This is a genomic window from Microbacterium sp. AG1240, assembly GCF_003635115.1.
Taxonomy (GTDB): Bacteria; Actinomycetota; Actinomycetes; order Actinomycetales; family Microbacteriaceae; genus Microbacterium.
Genome location: NZ_RBXJ01000002.1, coordinates 456182 through 471694 on the forward strand (window position 1 = coordinate 456182; position 15513 = coordinate 471694).

Below are 15513 nucleotides of genomic sequence, written 5' to 3' on the forward strand. Positions count from 1 at the left end.
TCGTCGCGCCGACGCGGTCTCGCGGTCTGTGGCGGGGGCTGACAGAGTGGGGACCATGACCGCACGCGTATCGATCGGGGTTGCCGGCACGCTCGGACCGGAGGCGGTCGCCCGCCTTGCGCCGGCGGTCGAGGCCGCCGGCTTCGCGGCGCTGTGGGTGAACGACACCCCCGACGGCGATGCGCTCGCCGCGCTCGCCGCGGCGGCCCGGGTCACCGACCGCCTGGTCCTCGCGACGGGGGTCGTCCCGGTCGACCGACGCTCGGCCGACACGATCGCCCGCGAGGTGCTGACCGCGGGCATCCCGCAGGAGCGACTCGTGCTCGGGATCGGCTCGGGCGTCTCCCCGAAGGGCGCGCTCGCGCGCGTGGGCGAGGCCGTCGAGGCGCTCCGATCCGAGCTCGACGCCCGCGTGGTTGTCGGGGCGCTCGGGCCGAAGATGCGGATGCTGGGAGCCGAACGCGCCGACGGAGTGCTGCTGAACTGGGTTCCCGCCTCCGCGGCCGCCGCCCAGTCCGCCGAGCTCCACGCGGCATCGGCCGACACCCGCGTCTGCGTCTACGTGCGCACCGCGATCGACCCCGCAGCATCCGACCGGCTCGCTGCCGAGACCGCGCGGTACGCCTCGTATCCGAACTACGCGGCGAACTTCGCCCGGCTGGGGGTCGCTGCGACCCAGACGACGTTCCGCGATGAAGCGGAGCTGCGCGACGGCCTCCCCGCCTACCGGGCCGCGGTCGACGAGGTGGTGCTCCGCGCCATCACGGCCGACGACGGGGTCGACGCCCTGCTCGACTTCGTCGCTCGCACCGCCCCCGACGCCGGTGGCGGCGACTAGGCTCGCCCCCATGCAGCAGCGCACCCTCGGACGCACCGGTTTCTCCGTCTCTCCCATCGGCCTCGGCACCTGGCAGCTCGGTGCCGACTGGGGCGACGTCGACGAGGCCAGCGCCTTCGACGTGCTCGGCGCCTCGGTCGACTCCGGAGTGACGTTCTTCGACACCGCAGACGTCTACGGCGACGGGCGCAGCGAGCAGTTCATCGGGCGCTTCCTCGCGCAGCGCCCGGGTCACGGCATCACCGTCGCGACCAAGATGGGCCGCCGCGGCCCGCAGGAGCCGGGCGAGTTCACGCTCGACCACTTCCGCGCGTGGACCGACCGCTCGCGCGAGAACCTGGGCGTCGACACGCTCGACCTCGTGCAGCTGCACTGCCCGCCGACGCCGGTGTTCTCCACCGATGCGGTCTACGACGCCCTCGACACCCTCGTCGCCGAGAAGCGGATCGCCCACTACGGCGTGAGCGTCGAGACCTGCGACGAGGCGCTCGCCGCCATCGCGCGCCCGGGCACGGCGACCGTCCAGATCATCGTCAACGCCTTCCGGCTCAAGCCGCTCGACGAGGTGCTCCCGGCGGCGGCCGAGGCCGGCGTCGGCATCATCGTGCGTGTACCGCTCGCGTCGGGCCTGCTCAGCGGCAAGTACACCGAAGACACCACGTTCGCCGCATCTGACCACCGCACCTACAACCGCGACGGCAGCGCGTTCGACGTGGGCGAGACCTTCGCCGGGGTCGACTTCGAGACCGGCGTGCGGGCGGCGCGCGAGTTCGCCGCCCTCGTTCCCGAGGGCGTCACCCCCGCGGCCGCGGCGCTCTCGTGGGTCGCCAACCTGCCCGGCGTCACGACCGTCATCCCCGGGGCGCGCAACCGGGCCCAGGCCGAGGGCAACGCCGCGGCGGGCACGGTCGTGCTGCCGGACGGATTCGACGCCGGCGTGCACGAGATCTACGACCGGTACTTCCGCGAGGCCGTGCACCCGCGCTGGTGATGCCGACCGCTGGCACACTGGACGCATGAGCGATTCCGCCGGTCATCGACGACTCCGCACGACCGGGCGGTGGTCGCTGGCAGCTCTCCTGCTCGGCGCCGGCCTGTCGCACCTGACCTGGGGGCGTCGCGGTTACCGCATCGTCGTGCCCGAATGGGCGGTGCGGATGCTGCGTCTGGACAAAGACGCGATCGTGGTCGCCTCGGGCGTGGTCGAGGGGCTGCTCGGTGCGGCTCTCCTGGTGCTGCCGCGGGATCGACAGCGCATCGGCGGGCTGGTCGCCGCGTTCTTCGTCGCCGTGTTCCCCGGGAACGTGCATCACTGGCGCAGCGGTCGGCCGGTGCCGGGCATGCGCACCGATCGCGCCCGCTTCGTGCGGCTCTTCCTGCAGCCGGTGCTGGTCGCGTGGGCGATCTGGGCCACCCGATCCGACGGTCGCAGCCGATGACGCGCCGCGCGGTCGTCGCCGGCGGAAGCGGGTTCGTCGGCACGGCTGTCATCGCCTCGCTGCGTGACGAGGGGTATCTCGTCACGCAGATCGGCCGCCGCGGGCCCGACGCCTCGTGGGGCGATCCCGACGGCATCCGCCGCACGATCGACGGGGCCGAACTGCTCGTCAACCTCGCCGGCAAGAGGGTGGATTGCCGATACACCGACGCGAACCGCGACGAGATCCTGCGCTCGCGCGTCGAGACGACCCGGGAACTCCGCGAGGCGGTCGCGGCCGTCGAGGCACCGCCGGCCGTGTGGCTGAACGCGAGCACCGCGACGATCTATCGGTACGCGCTCGATCGCCCGCAGTCCGAGGAAACGGGCGACCTCGGGTCGGGCTTCTCCGTCGATGTGGCGCGGGCGTGGGAGCACGAGCTCTTCGCCGACGACCTCCCGGCCACCCGCCGCGTCGCGCTGCGCATGGCGATCGTGTTCGGCGACGGCCCGGCGACGGCGATGCTCCTGCGGCTGGCCCGCCTCGGGCTCGGCGGACCGCAGTACGACGGCCCGTGGTTCCCGCACCGCCGCTACCGCGGGATCGGCGAGCATCCGACCGGCGACGACCGAGCGCCATGGCACCGGTCGAGGGGCCGTCAGCGCTTCAGCTGGATCCACCTCGACGACGTGGTCGGGTCGATGCGGTTCCTTCGCGAGACCCCGTCGCTGTCGGGGCCGATCAACCTCTCGGCCCCGAACCCGACCGACAACCGCGGTGTCATGGCGGCGCTGCGGCGCGCGGTGGGCGCACCGGTCGGAATCCCGGCGGCCCGGTTCGTGCTGGAGCCGGCGCTGTGGGCGCTCGGCGCCGAGTCGGAGCTGCTGTTGAAGAGCCGCTGGGTCGTGCCCGATCGCCTGGTGGAGGCCGGCTACGTCTTCCGCCATCCCGAGCTGGAGCCCGCGCTCCGCGACGTCGCGCGGCGCTAGCACCGTCCGCTCGGTGCTCCGTCCGCGCCCGCGGGTCGTTCCGCGCGTCCCACGCCGTTGTCGGGGGTCGGTGCGATGATTCGAGGATGCTGCTCGCCGACCTCGTCACGACGCTCGACGCGGTCACCGCAACGCGCTCGCGTCTCGCCAAGACCCAGGCCCTCGCCGACCTCCTCACCGCCGCGCGCCCCGACGAGGTCGAGCCGTTGGTCGGGCTCGCGACCGCCTCGCTCCGGCAGGGCCGGCTCGGTGTGGGCTGGCGATCGCTGGAAGCGCTGGAGGTGTCGCACGCCGCAGACTCCACGCTGACGATCGGTGATGTCGACGAGACGTTCACCGCGCTCGCCGCCGTCGGCGGGGCAGGGTCGGCGGCCGAGCGCGCCTCGATGCTGCGCGGGCTCGCCGAGCGCGCGACCGCGGCCGAGTGGGAGTACCTCACGCACGCCATGCTGGGCGAGCTGCGCACCGGCGCTCTCGAGGGCGTGCTGCTCGACGCGATCGCCCGCGCCGCCGAACGCGACCTCACCGTCGTCCGGCGGGCGGCGATGCTCTCGGGCGACACCGGCATGACCGCGCGCATCGCGCTCACCGAGCCCGCGGGAGCACTCTCCGACATCGGACTCGTCGTGGGTACACCCGTGATGCCGATGCTGGCGGCGACCGCCGCCACCGTCGGCGATGCGCTCGCGGAGTTCGGTACGGCCTCGGTCGAGTACAAGCTCGACGGCGCGCGCATCCAGGTGCATCGCCGCGGAGACGAGGTGCACGTCTACACGCGTTCCCTCGCCGAGGTGACCCACCGCGTCCCCGAGATCGTCGAGGTCGTGCGAGCGCTCCCGGCAGAAGACGTCATCCTCGACGGCGAGACGCTCGCGCTCGACGAGAGCGGTGCGCCGCGGCCTTTCCAAGACACGATGGCGCGCTTCGGAGCCGACGTGGCACGCGAGGTCGTGCTCCGACCGCGCTTCTTCGACATCCTCCACCTCGACGGTCGCGACCTGCTCGACGAGCCCCAGGCCGTCCGCGCGGCCGAGCTCGCCCGCGTCGTCGGCGAGCTGCGCGTACCGGCCCTCGTCACCGACGATGCCGGCGCGGCCGACGACTTCGCGCGCGGGGCGCTCGACGCCGGGCACGAGGGCGTCATGGTGAAGGCGATCGACGCGCCGTACATGGCCGGGCGACGCGGCAAGACCTGGCTGAAGGTGAAGCCCGTCCACACGTTCGACCTGGTCGTGCTCGGCGTCGAGCGCGGTTCCGGACGCCGTTCGGGGTGGCTGTCGAACCTTCACCTGGGCGCCCTCGACCCCGACGGCGAGTTCGGCGAACCCGGCGGGTTCGTCATGGTGGGTAAGACCTTCAAGGGCCTGACCGACGAGCTCCTCCGCTGGCAGACCGAGTACTTCCCGACGATCGCCACCGCCGAGACGGCGTACGCGCTGACGCTGGCCCCCTCGACCGTCGTCGAGATCGCGATCGACGGGGTGCAGCGGTCGACCAGGTACCCGGGGGGTGTGGCCCTGCGCTTCGCGCGGGTGAAGGCCTACCGCCCCGACAAGCGAGCGCCCGAGGCCGACACCATCCAGACGCTGCGACGGATGCTGCGCGACTGACGGGTCCGCGTAGCGGGGCTCGTGTCAGGATGGCGTGATGACGCGCGCACAGGCCCCCGATGGCGAACTCGAATTCCGGAGCTTCGGCGCAGCGGGCGCGGCGCGCACCGTGCTCGTCCTGCGGGTGGGCGCCGTCGCGATGCTCGACCCCGGACCGTCCGCGACGCTCGACCACGACGTGAGGCTGATGGCCGTGCAACTGGACGAGGTCGAACTCGACGACCCGCCCACCTACCGCGGAGAGACCCCCGCGGCTTCCACGGCCGCTGCGCTCGCCGACCTCGTGCGCCGCGAAGTGCCCGGAGCGGTGATCGGCCTCGTCGCCGAGCGCGATGCCGTGCCGCTGGGGGTGGCGCTCGCCGCGTCGGCCGGAGAGCTCGTCGATCGTCTGGCCCTCGTCGACGTGCGTGTGCCCGACAGCGCTCTCGTCGGAGATCTGCTCGCCGACGAGGCGGCTGCCGTCGTGGCGCCCTCGATCGTCGTGTCGGCCCCCGGCGACGACACGGCCGCGCGCTGGTACGCCGACCGGCTCGGCGACGGCGAGGTGCGGGTGGTCGAACCCGGCGGTGACGGTCTGAGCCTCACGCGCGTGTGGGACGTCGTGCTCGGCCATGTCGCTGCGCAACCGGCCGAGGAGCGCGCCTCCGGCGTCGGCGCCTGAGGCCGCCTCAGGCGGGCCGCACCACCGAGCGCACGACGACCACGTTCGATGCCTCGTCGACCTCGACGACCTCGGGGTGGGCCTTGACGAAGTCGGAGAAGCTGCGGAAGCCGAGCCCCTTCTCGCTGAACGAGGGGTCGAGGCGCTTCATGAGGTCTTTGAGCGCCGATGCGTGCAACCACTCCTCGTCGGCCCGCTCGTTCTCGAGCTGCAGCGCCCGCTCCAGGAGGTTCACCGACGGGTCGGTCGACCGTTTGCGGGCGCGGCTGCGCGCGGGCGCAGCATCCTTCTTCGAGGGTGTCTCCCGAACGACTCCGGGGAGGGAGTCATAGGCGTCGAAGCGGTCGCACGCGGAGGCGAGCGCCTTGGCCGTCGAGCCGGCGACGCCCACGCCCACGACGTAGCGACCCAGGCGCTTGCAGCGCTGCGCGAGAGGTACGTAGTCGGAATCGCCCGCGACGATGACCACGTGCGTGAGGTCCGGAAGGCGGAACATGTCTTCGACGGTATCGACGGCGAGACGTATGTCGGCACCGTTCTTCGCGTACGCGGCGGCCGGGAACAACTGCACCAGATCGATGGATCGCGCGACGAGCTGGGCGCGATACTCGGCGTTCACCGGCGATGACCAGTCGGCATATGCCCGCGTGAGCACGAGGGTGCCGAAGGATGCGGCGTAGTCGATGATCGCTCCGACGTCGATGGTCGCCGCGGCCAGCCGCTCGGCGACCTCGGGGGCGACGGGGCTCTCGGCGATGCGCTGGCGGTCGCGGGAATAGGCGTTGCGGCCGTGCACACGGTCGTACCACGACATCACGATGTTGTCGAAGTCCAGATAGACGGCGACACGGGCGGTCTGCGTTTCGGGCATTGCTCCAGTCTGCTCCCGTCAGCCCTCGTCGGGGTACCGCAGCCCGATCTGCGCGCGCACCGCGTCGAGCGTGCCCATGATCGCCACCGTCTCGTCGATGGGGAGCCCATCGCCGGCGAGGTTCTCCTCGGCGACGAGCTTCTCGGCGTGAAGCGCCTGGTACTGCATGCCGCGCCCCTCGATCTCGGAGTGGAACTCCTCGATGACCTCGCCGTCGGGGCGCGTGACGCGGAACGAGGTCGGGGTGTACCAGACCCGATCGATGTCGATGCGTGCCTCGGTGCCGACGATGTGGGCGGTGTTCGGGCCGGCGCCCCTCGACGACGATACCGTCGTCGAGAGCGCGCCGTCGGCGTGGCGGAAGATCGTGGCGATCTCCGCATCGGTGCCGGCGTCGGAGATCCGCGCCTGGGCGGTGATCTCGGTCGGTTCGCCCAGGATGTCCCAGGCGAAGGACACCGGATAGATCCCGAGGTCGAGCAGGGCGCCTCCGCCGAGTTCGATCGCGTTCAGACGGTGCGTGGGGTCGTCGCTGATCTGCTGCGTGTGATCGGCGAAGAGGGTGCGCACCTCGCCGAGCACCCCGGATGCGACGAGCTCGCGGATGCGGATCATGTGGGGCAGGTAGCGGGTCCACATCGCCTCCATGGCGAGCAGCCCGCGCTCCGCCGCGCGATCGCGAACGGCGGCGGCCTGCGTCGCATTAAGGGTGAAAGGCTTCTCCACCAGCACGTGCTTGCCGTGGTCGAGGGCGAGGAGGGCGTTGTCGGCGTGGAACGGATGCGGCGTCGCGATGTACACGATGTCGACCTCGGGGTCGGCGACCAGGTCTTCGTACGACCCGTACGCGCGGGGTATGCCGAACTCGGTCGCGAACTCCTTCGCCGCCTCGATCCGGCGCGACCCGACGGCCGTGACCGTGCGTCCCGCCGTCTTCAGGTCGCTCGTGAATGCGTGCGCGATCCCGCCCGTGGCGAGGATGCCCCATCGAAGTCCGTCCATGACTCCGAGACTAACCGGGCGTAGTCTCGACGAGTGTCGTCCTCGGTCGAGAGATTCCGCGAACTGCTGCGCATCCCCACGGTCTCGCACGTCGACCCGGCGCGTGTCGACGTCGGCGCGTTCGACGCCTTCCACGAGGGTCTCGAACGCCTGTATCCCCGGCTGCACGCGGCACTCGAGCGGGAGGTCGTGAGCGGTCACGCGCTCCTCTACCGGTGGCGCGGGGCCAGCGACGCCGAACCCCTGGTGCTCATGGCGCACATGGACGTGGTGCCCGTCGTCGCGGGGGAGTGGCAGCATCCGCCGTTCGCCGCCGAGGTCACCGGAACCGGGGCCGACGCGATGATCCACGCGCGCGGCGCCATCGACGACAAGGGCGCGCTCGTCGCGATCGTCGAGGCCGTGGAGGGACTGCTCGCCGACGGCACGACGCCATCGAACGACGTGTACCTCGCGTTCGGTCACGACGAGGAGATCGGCGGCACGGGTGCGCAGTCGATCGTCGACGTGCTGCACGCGCGAGGCGTGCGTCCGTCGCTCGTGATCGACGAAGGAGGCGCGGTCGTCCGCGGGGCGGTGCCGGGCGTCTCGGCGCCGACGGCCATGATCGGCGTGGCCGAGCGGGGAATCCTCTCGCTGGCACTCTCGGTTCCCGAACGCGGCGGACACGCCTCCACACCCCCGGCCATGCCGGCGACGGCGCGGCTCGCACGCGCCATCGACCGTCTGCGGCGCCGCCCGTTCCCTCGACGCCTGGCGCCGCCTGTCCGCGCGATGCTGGCGACCGCCGCACCCCACGCCTCGGGGGCGCTCCGACCCGTGCTGCGCCGGCTCGACGGGTTCGGACCGCTGCTGGCCCGCGTGCTGTCGCGTCTGGGCCCCGAGCTCAACGCCATCGTGCGCACCACCGCGGTCGTCACCGAGCTGTCGGGCTCGGACGGGCAGAACGTGCTCGCGACGCGCGCTCGGGCCACCGTCGACATCCGCCTCCTGACCGGCGACACGGTCGACTCCGCGGTCGCGCACGTGCGTCGCGCCGTCGCCGACCCGTTGGTCGAGATCGAGGTGCTGCGGGGGAACGATCCGTCTGCCGTCTCCCCCTGGCAGGGCGACGCCTGGCGGCGCGTCGCCCGAGCGGTGCGCACCACTCTCGGCGACGACGTCGTGCCGCTTCCCTACCTGCAGCTGGGGGCGAGCGACAGCCGGTGGTTCACCCGCATCAGCGACGCCGTCTATCGTTTCGCGCCGTTCAGCCTCAGCGCCGACGAGCGCGCCGCGCTCCACTCGCACGACGAGCGGATCGGTGTCGACACGTGGCTGCGGGGGATCGGGTTCTACCGGGCGGTCATCCTCGACCGGTGAGCGGTCGGGGCGGGTCGTCGGAGACGCCCAGGAGGAACGCGGCGATGCCGGTGGCGGTGCCCTCGAGCACCGGGCCGCGACCGAACGACCAGTCGGCGTCGGTCGCCCTCACGGTGCGGCCCTTCACCACCGCCCGGCGGTCGAACGGGCCGGATCCGGCGAGCCACAGCGACACGATGCCCGCCGCGGTCGCGTCGAGGCCCGGGTCGGTGCCGGCGGCGCGCGCGAGGAGCAGCAGCGCTCGCGCACCGGAGGCAAGGGCGCGCGGGTGACGGCGCCGACCGATGCGGATGGCCTCGCCCAGCCGCGTGAGCCCGGCGGGCGTCGGCGAGATGGCGAGGGCGGCGACCTCGTCCTGGAGGTCGGCGTCGTCGAGGAAGGACGCGAGCAGCGGCCCCCGGGCGGCCGCGTCGGCGGCGATGATCGCGGATGCCCGGTCGACGATGTCGGCGAGGGTGCCGCGTCGGTCGTTCGACACCCCGGTCTCGGCGCCGTGGGGGCGGCCGCTCAGCGGCAGAAATCGCGCGAAGTCCGACATCGCGCCAGTGTATTGGCGCGGCAGGAATGTGACAGAATCCGTTGCGAGTCGAGCGATGTGACTGTCACACGCTCGCAGCCGGCCCGAAGCGCCTCCGACGAGGATGCCGCGTGTGACCGTGCACATGCAGGAGGCGGCAGATGAGCGACGACGCGGGAGGGCGACGGCCCAGCATCCGTGATGTCGCGCGCCTCGCCGAGGTGTCGCATCAGACCGTCTCGCGCGTGCTGAACGATCATCCGAGCATCCGCCCCGAGACGCGTGCGCGGGTGGTCGAGGTGATGGCCCAGCTGCAGTACCGGCCCAACCGCGCCGCGCGGGCGCTGGTGACATCGCGTTCGCAGACGATCGGGATCCTCGCGGCCGGTTCGACGACCTACGGTGCCGCGTCGAGCATCGCGGCGATCGAGACGGCCGCCCGCACCCGCGGCTACTGGGTGAGCACGGCGAACATCGACGTGAAGGATCCGGAGTCGATACCCGCCGGCATCGCCCACCTCATGGCGCAGTCCGTCGAGGGTCTCGTCGTCATCGCGCCCCAGGTGCGCGTGCTGCGGGCGCTCGCCGCCGAGCAGCTCGACGTTCCCTACGTGACCCTGCAGTCCACCGAATTGGACGCCGACCACACCCTCTCGGTCGACCAGGTCGCCGGTGCGCGACTGGCGACGAGGCACCTCATCGAGCTCGGACACCGCAGCATCTACCACCTGGCGGGGCCTCAGGACTGGATCGAGGCGGAGGCGCGGATGCGGGGGTTCCTCGCCGAGATGTCGGCGAGCGACATTCCCACGACCGCGCCGATCCTCGGCGACTGGACCGCGGAGTTCGGGTACTACGCCGGGCGGGAGCTGCTGGGCGTCCGCGATTTCACGGCGATCTTCTCGTCGAACGACCAGATGGCCCTCGGTCTGCTCCACGCCATCCGGGACGAGGGTCTCGAGGTGCCCAGGGACGTGAGCATCGTCGGGTTCGACGACATCCCCGAGGCGGCGCACTTCTGGCCGCCGCTCACAACCGTCCGTCAGGACTTCGCCGAACTCGGCCGACGGTGCGTCGATGTGCTGCTCGGTTCCCCCGACGCGCAGGCCACCCCGATCGTGCCGGAGCTGCTCGTCCGGCACTCCAGCGGCCCGGTTTCCCGCCTCTGAACCTCGCGTTACCAAGCTGAGACGTGCCGCGCTTGACACCGGCGCCGCAGACCTGGCTATAGTTGCGCAATGTGAACGGTCACATGACCGCATCACACGGGTTGACGAGGGAGTCGTGATGGGCGCTGGCGATGCTGCCGAGCTGCACGACCCGTACGTGGCCAGCGTGAAGACCGAGGTCGCCGTGGCACGCGTGCGGGCCGATGTCGCAGCTCTCCACGCCGAGCTGGTGCGGTACGGACTCGTCGTCTGGACGGGCGGGAATGTATCGGGCCGCGTGCCCGGAGCAGACCTGTTCGTCATCAAGCCCTCGGGTGTCTCGTACGACGAGCTCGCCCCCGAGAACATGATCGTCTGCGACCTCGACGGCCAGGTCGTCGAGGGGACGCCGGGAAGCACCCGTGCCCCGTCGAGCGACACCGCGGCGCACGCGTACGTGTACCGCAACATGCCCGAGGTCGGCGGCATCGTCCACACGCACTCGACCTACGCCGTGGCGTGGGCGGCGCGCGGCGAGGAGATCCCGTGCACGATCGTGGCCGCCGCCGAGGAGTTCGGCGGCCCGGTGCCGGTGGGGCCCTTCGCGATCGTCGGCGACGACACGATCGGTCGCGGCATCGTCGACACCCTCCGGGGCTCGCGGTCGCGCGCCGTGCTGATGCGCAACCACGGTCCGTTCACGATCGGCGAGACGCCCCGCGACGCCGTGCGGTCGGCCGTGGTGCTCGAGGACGTCGCGCGTACGGTGCACATCGCCCGCGAGGGCGGCGCGGTGGAGCCGCTTCCCGCCGAGGCGATCGACCGCCTCCACGAGCGCAGCCGGTCGCTCGATCATCAGACCACCGTTGAGCGCCGGGTCACCCCGCCGCGTCGCGGTCGCCGTTCGGAGAAGACCTCCGGCCGGACAGCAGATAAATGAACACCGAAACACCAAGACAACATCGAAAAACCAAGACGAAGAAGTCCTAAGAAAGGAATCACTGTGAAAGGCAAGAAGATTCTCGTCGCGGCGGTCGCCGCGGGAGCGCTCCTGCTTTCGGCCTGCTCCGGCGGCTCGACCGGCGGCACCGGCGGTGGCGACGGCGGCGGCGACGGCGGCCTCATCGGCGTCGCGATGCCCACCAAGAGCTCCGAGCGCTGGATCCAGGACGGCAACGCCGTGAAGGCCGCCCTCGAAGAGCAGGGCTACACCGTCGACCTCCAGTACGCAGAGGACGACATCCCCACCCAGGTCTCGCAGATCGAGAACATGATCACCAAGGGCGCGGAAGCGCTGATCGTCGCCTCGATCGACGGCACGACGCTGACCGAGGTGCTGCAGAACGCCGCAGACTCCGACATCCCCGTCATCGCCTACGACCGCCTCATCCGCGACTCGGAGAACGTCAACTACTACGCGTCGTTCGACAACTTCCTCGTCGGCCAGCAGCAGGCGTGGTCGGTTCTCAACGGACTCGGTCTGACCGAGCTCGACGGCACCGCGATCTCCGGCGCGCCGGCGGGTCCGTTCAACATCGAGCTGTTCGCCGGTTCGCCCGACGACAACAACGCGACCTTCTTCTTCGACGGCGCCATGGACGTGCTCCAGCCGCTGATCGACGACGGAACCCTCGTGGTCAAGTCGGGCCAGACCGACTTCCAGCAGGTCGCAACGCTCCGCTGGGACGGCGAGACCGCTCAGAGCCGCATGGAGGACATCCTCACGGCGACCTACTCCGACGGCACGCAGGTCGACGCCATCCTGTCGCCCTACGACGGCATCTCGCGCGGCATCATCTCGGCCCTCACCGACGCCGGCTACTCCGTCGGCGCCGAATGGCCGATCATCTCCGGCCAGGACGCCGAGCTCGACTCGGTCAAGGCCATCAACCGCGGTGAGCAGTACGCGACCATCTTCAAGGACACGCGCCAGCTCGCTCAGGTCGCCGTCGACATGGCGGTCGCCCTGCTCAACGGCGAGGAGCCCGAGGTCAACAACACCACGGACTACGACAACGGCGTGAAGGTCGTGCCGTCGTACCTCCTCGACCCGGTGATCGTGGTCAAGGACAACATCACCGATGTTCTCGTCGACAGCGGTTACTGGACCGCGGACGAAGTCGCCGGCTAACACCCGAAGAAACGACGGGCCGGGCGGCGAGAGCCGCCCGGCCCTGTCTGGGGAGAGGAGAGACGGCATGGCCGACAACATTCTGGAGATGCGCGGCATCACCAAGACGTTCCCGGGAGTCAAAGCGCTCTCGAACGTGACGCTCGGCGTCGCCCGCGGCGAGGTCCACGCGATCTGCGGCGAGAACGGCGCGGGGAAATCGACCCTGATGAAGGTGCTCTCGGGTGTCTACCCGCACGGCACCTACGAGGGCGCGATCGTGTTCGAGGGCGAGGAGGTGGCATTCAAGAACCTCCGCGACAGCGAGGCGAAGGGCATCGTCATCATCCACCAGGAGCTGGCGCTGAGCCCGTACCTGTCGATCGCCGAGAACATCTTCCTCAACAACGAGCGCGCGTCCGGCGGACTCATCGACTGGAACAAGACGAACTTCGAAGCCGCGGCGCTGCTCAAGCGCGTGGGGCTGCGCGACAACCCGACCACGAAGATCAACCAGATCGGCGTCGGCAAGCAGCAGCTCGTCGAGATCGCCAAGGCGCTGTCGAAAGAGGTCAAGCTCCTCATCCTCGACGAGCCGACAGCGGCGTTGAACGACGAGGACTCGGCCCACCTGCTCGAGCTCATCCTCCAGCTGAAGACGGAGGGCGTGACGTCGATCATCATCAGCCACAAGCTGAACGAGATCAAGCGCGTGGCCGACTCCGTCACGGTCATCCGCGACGGCAAGACGATCGAGACGATCTCCCAGGGCGACGTCACCGAAGACCGCATCATCAAGGACATGGTCGGTCGTGATCTGGAGCACCGCTATCCCGACCACGAGCCGCAGATCGGCGAGGAGCTGCTCCGCGTCGAGGGCTGGACGGCCCACCACCCCCAGGACCCGACGCGCGTCATGGTCGACAACGTGTCGATCAACGTGCGCGCCGGCGAGATCGTCGGTATCGCCGGCCTCATGGGAGCCGGACGCACCGAGTTCGCGATGAGCCTGTTCGGCCGCAGTTACGGCACGCGCATCAGCGGCAAGGTGTTCATGCGCGGCAAGGAGATCAAGACCCGCACGGTCGCCGAGGCGATCGACAACGGTCTGGCCTACGCCACGGAGGACCGCAAGACCTTCGGGCTCAACCTGATCGAGGACATCAAGCGCAACGTGTCGATGGCTTCGCTCAAGAAACTCGAGAAGGCCGGTCTCGTCAACGACAACGAGGAGTTCAAGGTCGCGAACGAGTACCGCCGCGACCTGAACATCAAGGCGCCCAACGTGCTGGTCAAGACCGGGAAGCTCTCCGGCGGCAACCAGCAGAAGGTCGTGCTGTCGAAGTGGATCTACTCCGACCCCGAGGTGCTCATCCTGGATGAGCCCACCCGCGGCATCGACGTGGGTGCGAAGTACGAGATCTACACGATCATCAACAGGCTCGCAGCATCCGGCAAGGGGATCATCGTCATCTCCTCCGAGCTGCCGGAGCTGCTCGGCATCTCCGACCGCGTCTACGCGCTGTCGGAGGGGCGGATCACGGGCGAGCTGCCGATCGCCGAGGCGACACCCGAATCCGTCCTCAAGCTCATGACCATCGAGAATCCGCGCTGACGCGGCCACAGGAGCACGACATGACCAACAACACCGAAGCCGTCGGGGCGCAGATCAATCCGCCGGACAACAAGTTCACGCGCTGGTTCACGCATATCCTGACCGACCTCGGCCGCAACGGCATCTTCATCGCCCTCATCGCGGTCGTGGTCCTGTTCACGATCCTGACCAACGGCATCCTCCTGCGTCCGCAGAACATCTCCAACCTGGTGGTGCAGAACGGGTACATCCTGGTTCTCGCCATCGGCATGGTGATGGTCATCATCGCCGGCCACATCGACCTCTCGGTCGGTTCGGTCGCCGCCTTCGTCGGAGCCATCTCGGGCGTCTTCGCGGTGAAGATGGGGATGCCCTGGTGGCTGGCCGTCATCCTCTCCCTCGCCATCGGCGCCCTGGTGGGCGCGTGGCAGGGGTTCTGGATCGCCTTCGTCGGCATCCCCGCGTTCATCGTGACCCTGGCGGGCATGCTCATCTTCCGAGGCCTCGCCCTCGTCGTGCTCGGCAACGCGAACATCGGTTCGTTCCCCGATGAGTACCGTGCCCTGGGCAATGGGTTCCTCGCGGGGGTCTTCGGCGAGAGCGAACCAGACATCTTCACCCTCGCGGTCGGCGCAGTCGTCGTGATCGCCCTCGTCGTGCAGCAGGTGCGCACCCGCGCCGGGCGTCGCAAGTACGGCCAGGACGTCGAGCCCATCGTGTGGTTCATCGCCAAGCTCGTGCTGATCTCGGCGGCGATCGGCTTCTTCGTGTACTCGCTCGCCGGCTACAAGGGCGTGCCCGTCACGCTGATCATCCTCGCGGTGCTCGTGATGGTCTACGGCATCGTGATGAACCGCACGGTGTTCGGTCGTCACATCTACGCGATCGGTGGCAACCGTCACGCCGCCGAGCTGTCGGGCATCAAGACCCGCCGGGTCGACTTCTGGCTCTTCGTCAACATGGGCTTCCTCGCGGCTCTCGCGGGACTCATCTTCACCGCGCGCCTGAACCTCGCCGGCCCCAAGGCGGGTGACGGCTTCGAGCTCGAGGCGATCTCGGCGGCCTTCATCGGTGGAGCGGCGGTGCAGGGCGGCGTCGGAACCATCGGCGGCGCGATCATCGGTGGTCTGATCATCGGTGTGCTCAACAACGGTATGTCGATCATGGGTATCGGCATCGAGTGGCAGCAGGCCGTGAAGGGCCTCGTGCTCCTCCTCGCCGTCGCGTTCGACGTCTACAACAAGCGCCGCTCGGGCAACTGACCCTCGCGCGCATCGAACGCCCCGCCCCGCTCCGGGCGGGGCGTTCGTGCGTCCGCGCAGCATCCTGACCGCGAGACCCGTTCCGCGCGCCGAGACCGCGACATTCTGACCGGGTCTCGTCGGCCGGATCG

At 70.2% G+C, this 15513-nt stretch carries 15 protein-coding genes; 12 read left to right on the forward strand and 3 right to left on the reverse strand.

All coding sequences use genetic code 11. The annotated features are described in order from the left end of the window. Nucleotides 1-55: 55 nt before the first annotated feature. The 6 genes from DEU34_RS10780 to DEU34_RS10805 all read left to right on the forward strand — a co-directional run bounded on the left by DEU34_RS10780 (nucleotide 56) and on the right by DEU34_RS10805 (nucleotide 5516). Complete coding sequence (locus DEU34_RS10780) at nucleotides 56-838, forward strand: LLM class flavin-dependent oxidoreductase (protein WP_121150162.1); 783 nt, start codon at nucleotides 56-58, stop codon at nucleotides 836-838. A gap of 10 nt (nucleotides 839-848) precedes the next feature. Then, nucleotides 849-1829 carry an aldo/keto reductase gene (locus tag DEU34_RS10785; protein WP_121150163.1) on the forward strand — a complete coding sequence of 327 codons (981 nt, stop codon included), beginning with the start codon at nucleotides 849-851 and terminating at the stop codon, nucleotides 1827-1829. A 25-nt stretch (nucleotides 1830-1854) separates the two neighbouring features. Next, nucleotides 1855-2277: a hypothetical protein gene (locus DEU34_RS10790; protein ID WP_121150164.1), complete on the forward strand. Its 423-nt coding sequence runs from the start codon at nucleotides 1855-1857 to the stop codon at nucleotides 2275-2277. Beyond that, on the forward strand, nucleotides 2274-3245 hold the full coding sequence (locus DEU34_RS10795) for an epimerase (RefSeq protein WP_121150165.1): 972 nt from the start codon (nucleotides 2274-2276) through the stop codon (nucleotides 3243-3245). The genes DEU34_RS10790 and DEU34_RS10795 overlap by 4 nt, the downstream gene beginning before the upstream one ends. An 86-nt stretch (nucleotides 3246-3331) precedes the next feature. Further along, nucleotides 3332-4855: an ATP-dependent DNA ligase gene (locus DEU34_RS10800; protein WP_121150166.1), complete on the forward strand. Its 1524-nt coding sequence runs from the start codon at nucleotides 3332-3334 to the stop codon at nucleotides 4853-4855. A 37-nt stretch (nucleotides 4856-4892) separates the two neighbouring features. Then, nucleotides 4893-5516 carry a hypothetical protein gene (locus tag DEU34_RS10805; RefSeq protein ID WP_121150167.1) on the forward strand — a complete coding sequence of 208 codons (624 nt, stop codon included), beginning with the start codon at nucleotides 4893-4895 and terminating at the stop codon, nucleotides 5514-5516. 7 nt (nucleotides 5517-5523) lie between these two features. On the opposite strand, the gene DEU34_RS10810 is transcribed toward DEU34_RS10805, so the two are convergent. Continuing rightward, nucleotides 5524-6387 carry an NYN domain-containing protein gene (locus tag DEU34_RS10810; RefSeq protein ID WP_121150168.1) on the reverse strand — a complete coding sequence of 288 codons (864 nt, stop codon included), beginning with the start codon at nucleotides 6385-6387 and terminating at the stop codon, nucleotides 5524-5526. An 18-nt stretch (nucleotides 6388-6405) separates the two neighbouring features. Next, nucleotides 6406-7389, reverse strand: a complete 984-nt coding sequence (locus tag DEU34_RS10815; RefSeq protein WP_121150169.1) for a Gfo/Idh/MocA family protein — start codon at nucleotides 7387-7389, stop codon at nucleotides 6406-6408. A 33-nt stretch (nucleotides 7390-7422) separates the two neighbouring features. Here DEU34_RS10815 and DEU34_RS10820 point away from each other — a divergent pair, with 33 nt between their 5' ends. Then, nucleotides 7423-8751, forward strand: coding sequence for a M20/M25/M40 family metallo-hydrolase (locus tag DEU34_RS10820; RefSeq protein WP_121150170.1), 1329 nt, complete (start codon nucleotides 7423-7425; stop codon nucleotides 8749-8751). Here DEU34_RS10820 and DEU34_RS10825 read toward each other — a convergent pair. Beyond that, complete coding sequence (locus tag DEU34_RS10825; RefSeq protein WP_121150171.1) at nucleotides 8735-9289, reverse strand: hypothetical protein; 555 nt, start codon at nucleotides 9287-9289, stop codon at nucleotides 8735-8737. The two genes, DEU34_RS10820 and DEU34_RS10825, sit on opposite strands and share 17 nt — an antisense overlap. A gap of 140 nt (nucleotides 9290-9429) precedes the next feature. On the opposite strand from DEU34_RS10825, the gene DEU34_RS10830 reads away from it, so the two are divergent. The 5 genes from DEU34_RS10830 to mmsB all read left to right on the forward strand — a co-directional run bounded on the left by DEU34_RS10830 (nucleotide 9430) and on the right by mmsB (nucleotide 15382). Further along, entirely contained in the window at nucleotides 9430-10437 is a 1008-nt protein-coding gene (locus DEU34_RS10830; protein ID WP_121150172.1) for a LacI family DNA-binding transcriptional regulator, read from the forward strand. Between the two features lie 118 nt (nucleotides 10438-10555). After that, nucleotides 10556-11356, forward strand: a complete 801-nt coding sequence (locus DEU34_RS10835; RefSeq protein WP_121150173.1) for an L-ribulose-5-phosphate 4-epimerase — start codon at nucleotides 10556-10558, stop codon at nucleotides 11354-11356. Between the two features lie 63 nt (nucleotides 11357-11419). Then, nucleotides 11420-12547: a multiple monosaccharide ABC transporter substrate-binding protein gene (gene chvE / locus DEU34_RS10840; protein WP_121150174.1), complete on the forward strand. Its 1128-nt coding sequence runs from the start codon at nucleotides 11420-11422 to the stop codon at nucleotides 12545-12547. A 67-nt stretch (nucleotides 12548-12614) separates the two neighbouring features. Next, nucleotides 12615-14141: a multiple monosaccharide ABC transporter ATP-binding protein gene (gene mmsA, locus DEU34_RS10845; protein WP_121150175.1), complete on the forward strand. Its 1527-nt coding sequence runs from the start codon at nucleotides 12615-12617 to the stop codon at nucleotides 14139-14141. A gap of 20 nt (nucleotides 14142-14161) precedes the next feature. Beyond that, nucleotides 14162-15382, forward strand: a complete 1221-nt coding sequence (gene mmsB / locus DEU34_RS10850) for a multiple monosaccharide ABC transporter permease (protein WP_121150176.1) — start codon at nucleotides 14162-14164, stop codon at nucleotides 15380-15382. Nucleotides 15383-15513 lie beyond the last annotated feature (131 nt).